Genomic DNA, 13,457 nt, shown 5'->3' with positions numbered 1-13,457 from the left:
TCGCAATTATGAGTAAAGTTTGTGCAAGAGAGTCACCAGTTAAAAGGCAATAGGCAATTAGCCAAAAGCCAAAGTCAAAACGGGTTACTGGTTACTGATAACTGTAAAAAAACACCCGCAACTTACGGGCGCTTTTGGTAGGACTAAGTATCAAAACTGAAGTTGTATCGCGTACAGCACCGAAGCGCGGAAATTAGTAGCAATAACGGGGAGATCCGCTGTGGTAAGCGGGGTAGTAATGATAATCGTGATGATGATGATGGTGGTGGTGGGATTTATTGTGGTGATAGTCAGATTTATGGTAGTGATAGTAGTCGTAGTGAGAACCACCATTGATAGTGGAAGATTCTTCAGAAGAGATCTCAGTGAATAGTTTCTTGGTCTTGTTTTCTGCCATGGTCAATGTCCTTGAAACAACAGATAGATTGTGCTTTTATGTCATTCACCTCAGACTTTAAACCCCAGAGAATTAATCTAAGGATTGACTTCAGCCTGAGAAGTTGCGACTATACTAACAGGTAAATCCTGAGATTTCTAGTAGATTGCTCAAAATCACGTTAAGATTTGTCAGAATGCTAATTTTTGGACAACTGCTCGCTTCGGGAGTCGTCTATCTTCGGATAGATGTAAAATCGAGTCCTATCAGTTTCAGTGATTAGGGTTTGCTCCGCGTCTAGAACTGCTTTTTTGGATTGCTCTTTTCAGGTGTTTCCTGTGTTATGGCTTCCAACTTCCAACCGATAGAACTTGAACCTCTCGATAGTGATGATTTTTTACCGCCAATTGGTCGCTGGACACAGTGGGCGGGACTGTTATTGTTGGGAACTTTTGGGGGATCTGTTGTGCTAGCGGGTTTTATCCGCTATACTCCCAGTGTGAGAGTGCCTGTAGTGGCTCAACCGGAAGGAGATGTTGAACTGGTTTCGGCAGCAACGAGCGGTATTGTAGAACGAATTGTAGTTCGGGAAAATCAACCGCTCGAACAAGGAGAAGTGATCGCTTACGTGAATCAATCTTTGCTGTTGACTCAAAAGCGTAATCTCCAAGCGCAACTCACACAGTTGAAACAAGAACTCGATCAACTCGATCAATATGTCACCACCCTCGATCTGCAAATTTTGACGACATTAGAATCTAAAACTTCTCGGCGATCGCGTCAAAAGTTGGATGATTTGTCGGTAGAATTAGCAGTGGTGGAGCTAACGAAGTCAACTCCTGAAGTCGCTCAAGAATTTGCTCAGGAACGGCGAACCCTTCTCAAACAGCGATGGCAGGTGCAAAAGGAGTTTGTTCAATCTCAAAGCCAACTTGAACAAATCACCAGCCTGATTGGGCATAGTACCATTCGCGCCCCTCAAGCCGGGACGATTATTCAACTCAATCTTCCCAAACCCGGTCAAGTCGTAGAGTCAGATACAATTATTGCTCAGATCGTTCCGACTCAAGTTCCTCTGGTGTTTTTGGCGTGGGTTGCGGAAAAGGATATTTCCCGCATAGAGATCGATCAACAAGTTCATTTACAAATTGCTGTTTATCCTTTTCAAGAATATGGTATATTGAAAGGAAGGGTAAAACGAATCTCCCTCAACGGCAATGCCCCTCAAGCCTCTGCTCGTCAAACGTCTAAAGCATATTATGAAGTTCTGATTCAACCCGAAAGCTCGTACTTGGTGAAAGACGATCATCAGTACAGTATCTATTCGGGTATGGAGGGAACGGCTGATATTCTCGTAACTCAAGAGCGTCTCTTAGGCTGGGTTTTGAAGAAAGCCAAATTAGTGAGCAACTTTTAAAATCCTGAACTTAAGGGAAAAGTTTGATAACTTCATCTAATCCATTAAGCTGGGGTTATAAAGGGGTTTGGGAAAAGTTCTGTGTTGAAGGGGAATTATTGCCGGAGAAATTTAATTTTTGTGCCATAAATAACACAATTTTAAATTAAGTATGTTATCTTATGATGTAGGTAGATGACTTCCCAAAAAATCTACAGTTTATGCGTAACTAAACTCTCAAGCACTCACACAAAAGCATTGGGAAGAACAACAAAAGAAAACCAAGACTTAAACAACTAAAGAGGTATTATGAGCCAACAGGTTATACACCAGATGGAGAAACTTAAACGTCAGGTGGATTCCCTCGTGAAATCCGATATAATCAAGCCCACCGACCGCCTTTGGAAGATAGCATTTCTCTATGGCGACGAGTGGAAATACTGGAAAAAAGAACTGTTAGAGTTTGGTTTTTCCATGCAAGATCCGATTAGCGAACTCCTTGCCGTAGAAGGTTGGGACGAAGACTAAGTATCAAAACATCTCAATATCAAGAAATCGCCATTTAATAGCTTGATTTTGAGGTATTTCGAGTCGTGTTTGAATCGGTAAAACGATCACAAACATCAAATTCACTCATCTGATTAATAAACTGAATTAATCAGTCAATTCAAACAGTCTCGTAAAGCTTGACAAAGGTGTTGGGCATCGGGGTAGCGATCGCGAGGTCGATATTCTGTGACTCGTTCAATCACAGTTCGCAGTTCAGGGGTAATTGTAGGAACGCTTTCTAAGTTAAAACCGTAGCTACCGCCCCGTTTTCCATAAAAGTTTAAGGGACTTTCACCAGTTAATAAAAAGATTAGTGTCGAACCGATCGCATAAAGATCAGAAAGAGTCAGAGGTTGTCCTCGATCCTGTTCGGGGGCGCTATATCCCTCTGCCCCAATACGGGTTCCCGGAGGCGTTCCAATCTCCTTAACCGCCCCAAAATCAAGGACAACAATCCGTTGATCTAGATTTCGTAATAGCAAATTTGCGGGTTTAATATCTCGATGAATAATGGGCGGATCTTGAACATGAAGGTAGCCTAACACCTCACAGGTTTGGATCATCCAATTAATCGCCTGTGGAGGAGTAACTGGCCCTCGATGCTGTACGATCTTTTCTAGGTCTTGACCATGAACCATTTCCATCGCCAGATATTTTTTCCCCTCTTCCACAAAAAAGTCATAGAACTGAGGAATTCCCTCATGGTTTAACCCTTTGAGAGTACGGGCTTCTCGTTCAAAGAGTTCTTGAGATTTGGCAATTTGTGCCATGTCTGCATTCATTTCTTTGAGAACTACCAACGCCGGAATTCGGATCTGACCCAAAGTTTGAGGTAAACTCGACTCCGCATTCCAAGCCAGGGTTGTTGTTCCCATTCCTCCCTGTCCTAACGTTCTTAAAACGTGATAATTGCGGATACTGCGTTCAATATGAATGGGTAAACCGCAATGAATACAAAATAAATTGTTGGGTGGGTTTCCGGCGTGAGAACAACCGGAAGTATTGGGGATGGAAACCGGACGAATGAATTGCCAGTTGAGTTGAAGTAGCGGGCCACCTTTTGCTAACTCAATTAAAATCCCCTCTGTGACAACAGCTTGAGAAGTTAGCACCCCATTAACAAAAGTGCCATTTGTCCCCTTATTGACTAACATCCACTTGAGGGGATTCTCACTCAGTTTACGAAGTTGTAGATGATAACGAGACACCAACGGATCAACAATCACAACCTGATTATCTGAAGCCCGTCCGATCTCAATCACAGACTGATCCTCAAATTTCCACTGTTTTTGAGGAGTTTTATCCTGTGGATCAAGTAGCGTCAACGTCAATACATCAGCCATTTGAATGATTCACGACTCAGCCGCATTCGCAGAAAACTCAAAGCCGAACATCCCTCAACTACTCCACTCGAATTTTTGCCAAACTCGTATTCTGGTAATAGTGCATCAGAATTTGATAATAAGTGTATCCGGCCCTAGCCAAATTATAAGCCCCCCATTGACTCAAGCCCACTCCATGTCCAAAACCTCGCCCAACAATCGTAAAGTTAGTCGAATTGGGTTGACGGTTAACGCGAAAACGAGTGCTTCTCAGTCCTAAAGCAGCGGCAATTGCTTCTCCCGTCATCGTGCGAGTCCCCCCCTCACCGACCACTTTCATTGACAAAATACTTCCAAACGCCGTTGTTTGTTCAGGAGTCATCGACACGACTTTACCGACCCCAGAAATGCGCCCAGACAAGTCAGCTTGAGAAAACGTTCTCGTCCACTCAAACACAGGCGAACCCTTGTCATAGTCGGGTACACCCCGCAAATAGGGCAAAGCATCATCCCAAACATCCTCCACATTTTCCGTATGTCCGCCCGAGGACGAATGAAAGGCCGCTAAAATAATTTGACCGTTATGGGTGAGAACTTGTCCGGCGGTTGAGTTGACTGCGGCTTGAGTTCCCCCAGATTCAGTCGCTAACCCTTTATAAACCTGCCACATTTGATCATCTCCCAAATCATAAACCCCGTTGCTGCGTTCTCGCTTGTACAGGGCGTAAGTTCGGGCAGCTACAGCTTGGGCTTTTAAGGCTTCAGTCGGCCAACCTCCATCCATTTCTGACCCTAATACGCTGTAAAGATATTGTTCGATATCAACATAGTTAATCGCCGTAATTCCGCCATCGTCAGCCACCAATAACACCCGGCCCCGATACCAACCCTCACCAATCCAAACATGACCATTTCCTGTGGGTTCGATCCAGAGTTGACTGCCTTGCCATTGACCTAAAGAAATATTACCGGATTTGGGTTGTGCAACCAGCCCGCCTTGGGGAGAAATTTGTCCTAATGTTTGACCATTGGCGTTGCGGACAACCGCTTGAGTCGAACTTCCCACTTTGACTTGATTCGCATCTTCGGTGACTGCAATACGCAGCAACACAGCAGCCTGGGCGGGTGCGACTATCAACAGCCACAACAGCAGGGAAACCCAAGCGTAGTGTTTGAATTGTTTAATCTGTTGTAGAGGAGACATAACAAGACCCGTCAAAAATAATCCAGCTTTCATCATCTCAGACTTGAGAGTTGTGTTCAGTCGGTATAGCAACAACGATCGTAACCGTTCAGCCCAATTATTCTAACCTCTTCGAGAACAATCATCCGCTAACATGGACGAATAAATTATTTTTGAAAAAGTTGACTAATAGCCACTAATCTTGGCCCTGTTACTTCTATTGTTGAAGAATTCTCTCTGGTAAATGCTTTTTCACCTACAAACGAAACATCTTTTTGTGATGGAACATTAATTCTAATTACAGAGTGTCCTTTATAATTTATAGTATCAATTTTTGCTAGAACTTGAGTTTTTAAAGGTTCTGTTAAATCGGATTGGCGGATTGTCTTAATTAATAATTCAACGTAGTCCTCTAACTTTTTGCCTAGAGATATTGCTTCTCTATCAATCCCTACAATATATCTACCGTTGATTTCCATGGGGTTAATCTTATCTAAACTTTTAATTCTTACTGCATCTGGCTTTTTATCAGCTACTCCTAAAAATATATATCCATCAGTTTCGGGATTCGAGTTTGCAATTCCACAAATTGTGTTAACAAGTTTTTGCAGCAAATCATTATTTAGCTTCCTATTCTGTGATAGATCGAGCAAACCTTGTTTACACTCGTACTTTGTAGTTTCTATCCGAGAACGAAGTAAGGAATTTTTAAATTCTTGTATTAACTCAGCACCTTGTCCTAAAGATGATGTATCTTTTTTGACAAAAAATTCTTGTATCAGTCCTTTAGTTTGATTAATATTCGTTTTACGTCCTTTGATTGTTTTATAACCACGGCTTATATCTAATTTCTTTTGAAGATTTTTAAGTGCTTGCATAATTCCTTGAGGATCAGCAGGTAGAAGTTCAGACTCTATAACCAGATCAAAAAAAGCCATAAAAATCGTATAAAATGCCTGTGGTATTGGATTGTACCCCGGATTTACAATATTTACCAAGCACTTATTCTCTAAGCTATAGGATTCAATAGTTTCTGAAAGTACGGAAAAAGTTTTTACAATATTTTCTTCTATTCTGTCTGCTCCATAAGTAGCAAGAGATTTTTCAATACGCTTAAAATCTTCGCTGTTATCATCATAAAGCTTATCTAATAAATTTGAGCTTTTTGCCAAAGGTTCAGACAGCAAGATCGACGCTGCAATATCTGCAATCATATCTTCATCTTCACTATCACGCAGTTGATTTATGCGAAGAATTCCTTGCTTGCACCACAAAGTATCTTCTGCTTTAATCCCATAGTTTTGAGTCTTTTTAGAATCAATGCTAATCTGTGGCATCTCAAATAGGCGAAGTGTTTTCGGAGTATCATCTCCACGCAGTTTCATAGCAATCGTACGAACTACTTCTGCAAATGGTGCTGTTACACCTGCTTGTCGTCTCTCTTGATTACTTAATTGCTTTCCACCAGAATTTATTCTTCCAAAAACCTCTGTTATGTCACTTTCATTCATTGCAGTATAGATAGTTACTGCCAGTTGATAATCTAAAATTTTTGAACATTCTTTTCTAGATAAATTATCAGAATTTTCTGTAAATTGAAATTTTTTTTCGTCGGCTAATTGTTTGGCATAAGAGAATTCGTTAAGATCAAAATATTTACCCTGAAATGAGAATCCATTTTCAATAAAATCACAAATAGCGTTAAGTCGCTGCATACCATCTATGATCTCATACTTTCCACTCCCATGAACTTGAGGACGTTCAGCCAGCAAAATTAAAGGGATTGGATATCCTTTCAAAATACTTCCAATTAGCTTCTCTTTTTCAGGAACTGACCAAATCAATTTTCTTTGATACTTTCTGTTAACTAATAAGTTACCATCCCGATAAAGCCGATAAGCTTCAGTGATAGACATTCCGCGTGGGACAATGCTCATATTTTAGCTCCCTAGTACCTAAAAAAACTTCAATAGCATTATTATTATACGCCTATCCTCTTATCAACCCCTCATTCGTGCCTATATTGGGCAAGGACTTCGAGACAATCTTGAGTGTTTAGAAGGGGATACTATATCTGCCTTAATTGCCAGTTTAAAACGTCATGGTGTTAGTAATGAAGTTATTGAAGAAGCACTGAAAGAAGTTAGACTTTAGTAAAATCCGCATCAATAGTTATAATCTTCTTCTTATATAAGTATTAGAGTTTAGAGTAATTTTGTAAACGGTTTAAGACGATGAAATTAATCTTTGTTATCTGATTTATCACTCAGCGATCGCTGCTGTGAAGCGAGGAATTGTTAGTTTATAACGAGGTTGCTGATCCGGTATTGAAAAGACGCTTTCCAATCGCGATTCTAATCAGCTAGAATAGTCATCTAGCCCGATCAAAATTGGGTAACTTCCATCCAAATTTGATCGGCTATGAATTTTGAGAAGGTGAGAAAATATCAGAATCTCCCCCACTGAAAATCTCAGAAAAACTCAGCCGAATTTTAATTCTAGGTTAAAATTGTAATAAAATTAAGTTGGGTGCGTGATTGACCGCGTAATCACTCTGAGGCGTTAAAAGTGCTTGACAATTTAAGTGAGTTTAAAGGGAGACATCCGCCTCCCTCGTTAAATGCTGGATTAACCTCCAGCCGCAAATGTTCCGATAATTAAGATTGACAATGCCATACCGGGTAACAGAAGCACTCCCAGTAACAAAAGTTCGTGTCCAGTCATTGTTTTTTAGACCTATAGTCACTATAGGATGTAACATAACATTCATTTTTGATCAGTCTGAAAAATCTTAACCTTTATTTTAGAGCGATTTTAATCGGAGAATTAATCAATGAGACGACGCATTAAAATATTATCGTTTACCGTAGCAACGACAATTGCCCTCTTATTGGTGGGTGCAACTTTGGTTGTCTTAGGAATTTTTGACGAAATTCTCAACTGGGATATTTTTAGTGCTAAAGTTGAAGCCGTTTTAACGGGGATATTTTGGGCGAGTGTAGTCTTAAGTATTTTTGGAGTGGCGATTACTTTTGTATTAGGAATTCAAGAAATTGTGAGAGCGATAGGTTCTCTACAACGCCATCCTGATATAGAGAGTTCTAACGTTGTTCCTGAAGCCCCTAAAACAACTTATCTGCTTTATATGGTGGGATTAGTTTCGGTATTTTCCGCCTTAATTGCGGCTCTTTCTGTAATCAATAATCGCATTACCGTTCATCGGAGTCAAGTTTTTAAAGAAATTGCGGCTGAACAAATGCAAAAGTTACAAACTAAATGGGTGCAACAAGTTAGTCAAATTACTACTCCACCTCGTAATAATGTACCGATTTCTTTGCATGAACTGATTCAAAGTGTGGTTAAATTATCCTTTGTCAATAACATGACTTTGTATTTACCCGATACTGAAGATAAAACCGTTATTTGGAGTTATAATTCTTGGGGAACTTATAATAAAGATAATGGCTTTGATCGAACTTTTGTTGCTAAAGAATATGAACAAGCAATTCAAGCTGCATTTCTCGGAAGACCTGAACTTTTACAAGTCATTAATGATCGCACAGGGTTTACTTGGTATTATGTTGTTAAAACTCCTCAAGACAAATCTATCGCCATCTTAAAAATTAATGGAAATGCTCAGGAAAACTTTCGAGAATATCGTTTAGATAGTGAATTTAACTAAACATTGAGACTCAGGTAAAAAAATCTCTTTCTTCTTTAACTCAAATCGTATAAACAGACAAACGCTCCTTTTTGTTTGTAAATCTCAATTTGACGACCTATTGTATTCAGATAAGATAATAATGTTTCTGTTTCTGAGTCATCAACCCTAAAGATAATCCAAACTCGTTTTTGACCTCGAAAGGGTTCAAACTCTTGTTGGTATCGTTCCCACTCCTGAGATGAAATTTCACCTTCATCGGGAAGTTCATAGGTTCCTAAACTATAATCAGTTTGAGAATAGCCTAATTTTGGCGCATAATATTTCATGTGACTAATACCTTTAAAATAGACATAAATTTGATCACTAGGCTGTTGATTAGATTGAACGTATTCTATAACAGATCGAAATTCTTGTTTAAGTTCCGGCTGAAAAATTAATCGACTTGAGTAGCTAGTGGGATGAGTAAGTAGCACAACTAACATAACAGTACCTAATCCTTTTATCCATTTTTTCTTCAGGGGTGAAGACAAGAGAAAAACGATTCCTTCTGCAATTAAAATTAGGAAAAAAGGTGTCAGAAATAAAACTAAACGTTCACGGAAAGGATATTGATGTAAATAACTGGCGATTAAGGTAGCCACAGTCGGCGCCATTAACGTCATGAAAATTATTCGATTTCGACGAAAACAAGCAACGCAACCCACAACAAATGCTAAAATAGCTACACCATCAACAATACCAATAAACCCTAACGGTCTATAGAAAAATCGACCGAAAGCATCCAGTAACCAGAGCAAATCAAGGGGAGATTGAGGATATCTAGCTTTCCAAGAGTCAACAAGATTATCGTTGTTTATGGTATTGCTAATGGTTAGAAAATATAGACAACCAAAACTGAGAAGCCAAGTTAAATAAACAGGAATCCGATTGAATAAAATTGCTTTCCGTTCTCGATGAGGCGCAGTAATTAGATAAGCAAGTTCGAGTCCACCGAGAGTAAATATAGCGGGATGAGAAATCCAAATTGCAACTCCTCCAACTAGAGATAATCCTAAAAGTTGAGAATAACTGAGAATCTTATAGCGGACAGGAACTAATAATAAACTCAGCAATAAGGCAATCATAATATCACTGGAATATTGCTTGAGTTCTGTGCCATAATAAACAATATAAGGTAAACTGGCAAACAGAGCGATCGCTATCGGTGTCGCCCATTGAGAGGCATAACGTTCAGCAAAGAAAAATAAAGCGACAAGAGAGACAATTCCGGCGATCAAAGGAAAAAGTCTCAGTGCATATTCATTGTTTCCCAAAATTTGAATCGATAACTTTTCAATCCACAAAAAGCCAGGAGGTGCAGCTTGATTATTATCGAGGGGAGCGAGTAATTGTAGATAGGAACGGTTAACAATATTTAAAGCTAAGTTAGCTTCATCAAACCACAAAGAGCGATTACTAAGATACTGAACCAAACGCACCACAACGCCAAAAATAACAAATCCGACAGATAGAGTTCTAGATTTGTTAAGATGAGATAGAGACTTCATTCGCCAATGCTACTATTTGTCTAACAAAGACTTACAATAGCTCATCAGGGTAGCAATACGCGATCGCATTTGAGTTTGCCGAGTTTGCAGGGTTGTATTCTGACGAGAGGTTTGGAGAAAGCGAAAATCCATCTCCAAAAGTCGCATCTGTTTGTGAATTTCTGTTAAATAGGATTGTAGAGGTGATACCAGCGAGGGGTCTACATCCTGATCCCCCAATTGCAGGATGTTCTCTAAAAGCTGTTGGGCTTGTTTGAAAGTCGTTGTCAGGGTAGCTTTGTCGGGATTCACCTCTGTTAACTGAACTGAGAGTCGTTCGAGGGTTTGTTGCAGTTTAGCGATCGCTTGACGATGCTGTTCAGGTAACATAATGTTAAGAAATTCGTATATACTGTCAATATTAACCAAAGCTTAAAGCTTTAGAATCTTAAGATTAGGCAAATTTCACTTACAACCCCCCAGAGACACAAGCCATATTCGGTAGCGTCTCTAGGCTTTACAATCCCCGTACAACGCTTAATTCGGTGAGTTAGCATCAAGCAAACGCCGTGGTGTGGTTATACCCAGTTTGCTAACTCAAATATACTGACTCACCTAAAACAAGATGAAGAAAGAGTTATCAGTACCACTGAGAGAAATGAGAACTCTCCCAGTCTGTCAGATCAGGAAAACGGGGATAGACAGACTCAATATCAGTCCACACGCTAGAACTGATTAAAGACAACTGACAACGGGTAACTTCGTCGAATCATCACAGCTCGCTGACCCCCGCAGGGTGAGAAAGCGGCTTCACACTTGTCATGCTGAGTAGCGGAAAACTGCTCTATACTTCAATCTTTGCTGAGGATTCTGGACTAACACTGAGAAGTGCGACTGTTGCAACTCAGTCACAGATTACTCCGCCCTCCGGGTTCGGCAGTTGCGTGACTTTCGGGGAACCCGCCCAACGCACTGCTCTCACCGTAAAACGACGGAGACGGCACGGACCGTTGGTCATTGTTGTCATTGAAATTCTAGCAGGTTGCCCGATCTTCTAGATCAGAGCAACAGGGCAGAACTTCTACTCACCCTTTAATTTTGTATCAAAAATGCAAGATCTATGTCGCTTGCAGGTTGTGAATTTTTATCTGTAATTCTTAGGTTTAATGATCATGAACACTCGGACTATAACAACCCCAATCAACTCCGACTGCGCGATTCCAGACTGGTTACAACAGTGTTTGCAGCAATATCATAACAATAATTCTTGCTCAGATCAGTCTTGTCCTGACAGTGAAATAGTTTGTCGGGCTTTTGAGTTTGCCTACAAACTACACGAAGGACAGTATCGAAAATCCGGAGAACCTTATATTAATCATCCCATCGCGGTTGCTGGATTATTGCGTTATCTAGGCAGTGAAGGGACTGTAATTGCCGCAGGTTTCCTCCATGATATCATCGAAGATACGGAAGTTACACCCGATGAACTCGAAAGCCATTTTGGTTCAGAAGTTAGACAACTGGTAGAAGGTGTAACCAAACTCTCAAAGTTTAATTTTTCTAACAAAACAGAACGCCAAGCCGAAAACTTCCGCCGAATGTTTTTAGCAATGGCAAAAGATATTCGGGTGATTGTCGTGAAGTTAGCAGATAGACTTCATAATATGAGAACCCTAGAGTTTTTACCCGATCACAAACGTCGGAGTATTGCTCTAGAAACCCGAGAAATTTTTGCCCCTTTAGCCCATCGCTTAGGGATTGGTCGATTTAAGTGGGAATTAGAAGATTTATCCTTCAAATATTTAGAGCCAGAAGCCTATCGTGAAATTCAAAGCTTAGTTGCAGATAAGCGCAATATTCGCGAAGAAAAATTAGCAGAAGTTGCCGATTTTTTGAGAACTCGACTAGAGAAAGCCGGGATTAAATCTTATGAAGTGACTGGCCGACCCAAGCATCTTTATGGCATTTACCGTAAAATGCACCACCATCAAAAGCAATTTCACGAAATTTATGATTTAGCAGCCCTGCGTGTTATTGTAGAAACCAACGAAGAATGCTATCGGGCTTTAGCCATTGTCCATGATGCTTTTCGTCCGATACCAGGTCGGTTTAAAGATTATATTGGTTTACCCAAACCTAATCGTTATCAATCCCTACATACCGGGGTAATTGGCAGTACAGGTCGTCCAATAGAAGTGCAAATTCGGACGGTAGAAATGCACCATATTGCTGAATACGGGATCGCCGCACATTGGAAGTATAAAGAAACAGGCGGTTCCAATTATGCCAAGATGAGCAATAGTGATGATAAGTTTACTTGGTTGCGGCAATTATTAGAATGGCAAAATGATCTCAAAGATGCCAATGAGTATTTAGAGAGTGTCAAGAATAATTTATTTGATGAAGATGTCTATGTCTTTACCCCAGAAGGGGATGTCGTGGTTCTTTCTCAAGGGGCAACAATGGTCGATTTTGCCTATCGGATTCATACCGAAATTGGCAACCATTGCAAAGGAGCAAAAGTAAATGATCGGATTGTTCCTTTGGATACGGTATTGAAGAATGGGGATATTATTGAAATTCTCACTCAAAAAAGCTCTCATCCGAGTTTAGATTGGCTCAATTTTGTCCGCAGTAGTACCGCTAAAAACCGGATTCGTCAATGGTACAAGCGATCGCATCGGGACGAAAATATTGATCGAGGGCGCAATTTACTCGAAAAAGAAATGGGTAGAAATGGCTTTGAATCCTTGCTCAAATCTGAAGCCATGCAAACCGTTGTTCAACGATGTAATTACCATAGTGTTGATGATTTGTTAGCCGCTTTAGGATACGGTGAAGTGACTTTAAATCATGTGGTCAATCGTCTGCGAGATGCAGTCAAAGGTCACACTCAGATTCCAGAAGCATCCCTAGAAGAATCTCAAACCAATCTTCAGGTAGCGAACATGGTTCCTCCGGCAACTCCTGCTTCTTCGAGTAAATCACCGATTGCGGGAGTTGAAGGATTGTTATATGGAATAGCCGGTTGTTGTAGTCCAATTCCAGGTGAACCGATTATTGGGGTTGTGACTCGAATTCGGGGAATTTCTATTCATCGACAGGGTTGTGAGAATGTCAATAAAGTCTCAGGCGATCGCTTAGTTCCGGTGAATTGGAATCCTGTCATTCAAAATGGAAGTCGTCCTCAAACCTATCGAGTCAAAATTCAAATTGAAGTGTTCAACCGTGTTGGTGTCTTGAATGATATCTTATCCCGATTAAAAGATAATAATGTCAATGTTTGTAGCGCTCAAGTGAAAACCTTCCGAGATGCGCCTGCATTGATTGAACTCGGGATAGAAATTTGCGATCGCGATCAACTTGAACATACTTGTGTTCAGATTAAAAATATCAGCGATGTCTTGAATCTAAGACGGCTGAATAAAGTTCTCAAATAAG

The 13,457-nt window shown here is 40.4% G+C and carries 9 protein-coding genes; 4 read left to right on the top strand and 5 right to left on the bottom strand.

The window, feature by feature from the left end; genetic code table 11:
• The first annotated feature begins 719 nt into the window (after window positions 1–719).
• On the top strand, window positions 720–1,793 hold the full coding sequence (locus M595_RS01175) for an HlyD family secretion protein (protein WP_023064109.1): 1,074 nt from the start codon (window positions 720–722) through the stop codon (window positions 1,791–1,793).
• Window positions 1,794–2,081: 288 nt separating this feature from the next.
• On the top strand, window positions 2,082–2,300 hold the full coding sequence (locus M595_RS01170) for a DUF4327 family protein (RefSeq protein WP_040483401.1): 219 nt from the start codon (window positions 2,082–2,084) through the stop codon (window positions 2,298–2,300).
• 134 nt (window positions 2,301–2,434) lie between these two features.
• Here M595_RS01170 and M595_RS01165 read toward each other — a convergent pair whose 3' ends face one another.
• The 3 genes from M595_RS01165 to M595_RS01155 all read right to left on the bottom strand — a co-directional run bounded on the left by M595_RS01165 (window position 2,435) and on the right by M595_RS01155 (window position 6,742).
• The gene (locus M595_RS01165; RefSeq protein ID WP_023064177.1) at window positions 2,435–3,664 is read right to left on the bottom strand and encodes a protein kinase domain-containing protein; all 1,230 of its coding nucleotides are present in this window, start codon (window positions 3,662–3,664) and stop codon (window positions 2,435–2,437) included.
• A gap of 58 nt (window positions 3,665–3,722) precedes the next feature.
• Window positions 3,723–4,880 carry a SpoIID/LytB domain-containing protein gene (locus M595_RS01160; protein WP_023064115.1) on the bottom strand — a complete coding sequence of 386 codons (1,158 nt, stop codon included), beginning with the start codon at window positions 4,878–4,880 and terminating at the stop codon, window positions 3,723–3,725.
• A gap of 113 nt (window positions 4,881–4,993) precedes the next feature.
• The gene (locus M595_RS01155) at window positions 4,994–6,742 is read right to left on the bottom strand and encodes a DUF262 domain-containing protein (protein WP_238987004.1); all 1,749 of its coding nucleotides are present in this window, start codon (window positions 6,740–6,742) and stop codon (window positions 4,994–4,996) included.
• Between the two features lie 917 nt (window positions 6,743–7,659).
• Here M595_RS01155 and M595_RS01150 point away from each other — a divergent pair.
• Window positions 7,660–8,508, top strand: a complete 849-nt coding sequence (locus M595_RS01150) for a hypothetical protein (protein WP_023064092.1) — start codon at window positions 7,660–7,662, stop codon at window positions 8,506–8,508.
• Window positions 8,509–8,543: 35 nt separating this feature from the next.
• On the opposite strand, the gene M595_RS01145 is transcribed toward M595_RS01150, so the two are convergent.
• Both M595_RS01145 and patD read right to left on the bottom strand, forming a co-directional pair.
• Window positions 8,544–10,037 carry a glycosyltransferase family 39 protein gene (locus M595_RS01145; RefSeq protein WP_023064089.1) on the bottom strand — a complete coding sequence of 498 codons (1,494 nt, stop codon included), beginning with the start codon at window positions 10,035–10,037 and terminating at the stop codon, window positions 8,544–8,546.
• Between the two features lie 12 nt (window positions 10,038–10,049).
• On the bottom strand, window positions 10,050–10,406 hold the full coding sequence (gene patD, locus M595_RS01140) for a heterocyst frequency control protein PatD (RefSeq protein WP_023064133.1): 357 nt from the start codon (window positions 10,404–10,406) through the stop codon (window positions 10,050–10,052).
• 782 nt (window positions 10,407–11,188) lie between these two features.
• Between patD and M595_RS01130 the strand changes: the two genes are divergently transcribed.
• A complete protein-coding gene (locus M595_RS01130; protein WP_023064110.1) occupies window positions 11,189–13,456 on the top strand; it encodes a RelA/SpoT family protein in 2,268 nt (755 codons plus the stop codon).
• Window position 13,457: the final 1 nt, after the last annotated feature.

The organism is Lyngbya aestuarii BL J (assembly GCF_000478195.2).
GTDB classification, from domain to species: domain Bacteria; phylum Cyanobacteriota; class Cyanobacteriia; order Cyanobacteriales; family Microcoleaceae; genus Capilliphycus; species Capilliphycus aestuarii.
The sequence above is the reverse complement of the archived record's forward strand: the minus strand, read 5'-3'. Positions and strand labels throughout refer to the sequence as shown.

What these genes read in the sequence shown, in the direction of transcription:
- M595_RS01130 (WP_023064110.1), top strand. Translation starts at nt 11,189, where the DNA reads ATGAACACTCGGACTATAACAACCCCAATCAACTCCGACTGCGCGATT.
- M595_RS01175 (WP_023064109.1), top strand. Translation starts at nt 720, where the DNA reads ATGGCTTCCAACTTCCAACCGATAGAACTTGAACCTCTCGATAGTGAT.
- M595_RS01160 (WP_023064115.1), bottom strand. Translation starts at nt 4,880, where the DNA reads ATGAAAGCTGGATTATTTTTGACGGGTCTTGTTATGTCTCCTCTACAA.
- M595_RS01155 (WP_238987004.1), bottom strand. Translation starts at nt 6,742, where the DNA reads ATGTCTATCACTGAAGCTTATCGGCTTTATCGGGATGGTAACTTATTA.
- M595_RS01170 (WP_040483401.1), top strand. Translation starts at nt 2,082, where the DNA reads ATGAGCCAACAGGTTATACACCAGATGGAGAAACTTAAACGTCAGGTG.
- M595_RS01150 (WP_023064092.1), top strand. Translation starts at nt 7,660, where the DNA reads ATGAGACGACGCATTAAAATATTATCGTTTACCGTAGCAACGACAATT.
- M595_RS01165 (WP_023064177.1), bottom strand. Translation starts at nt 3,664, where the DNA reads ATGGCTGATGTATTGACGTTGACGCTACTTGATCCACAGGATAAAACT.
- M595_RS01145 (WP_023064089.1), bottom strand. Translation starts at nt 10,037, where the DNA reads ATGAAGTCTCTATCTCATCTTAACAAATCTAGAACTCTATCTGTCGGA.
- patD (WP_023064133.1), bottom strand. Translation starts at nt 10,406, where the DNA reads ATGTTACCTGAACAGCATCGTCAAGCGATCGCTAAACTGCAACAAACC.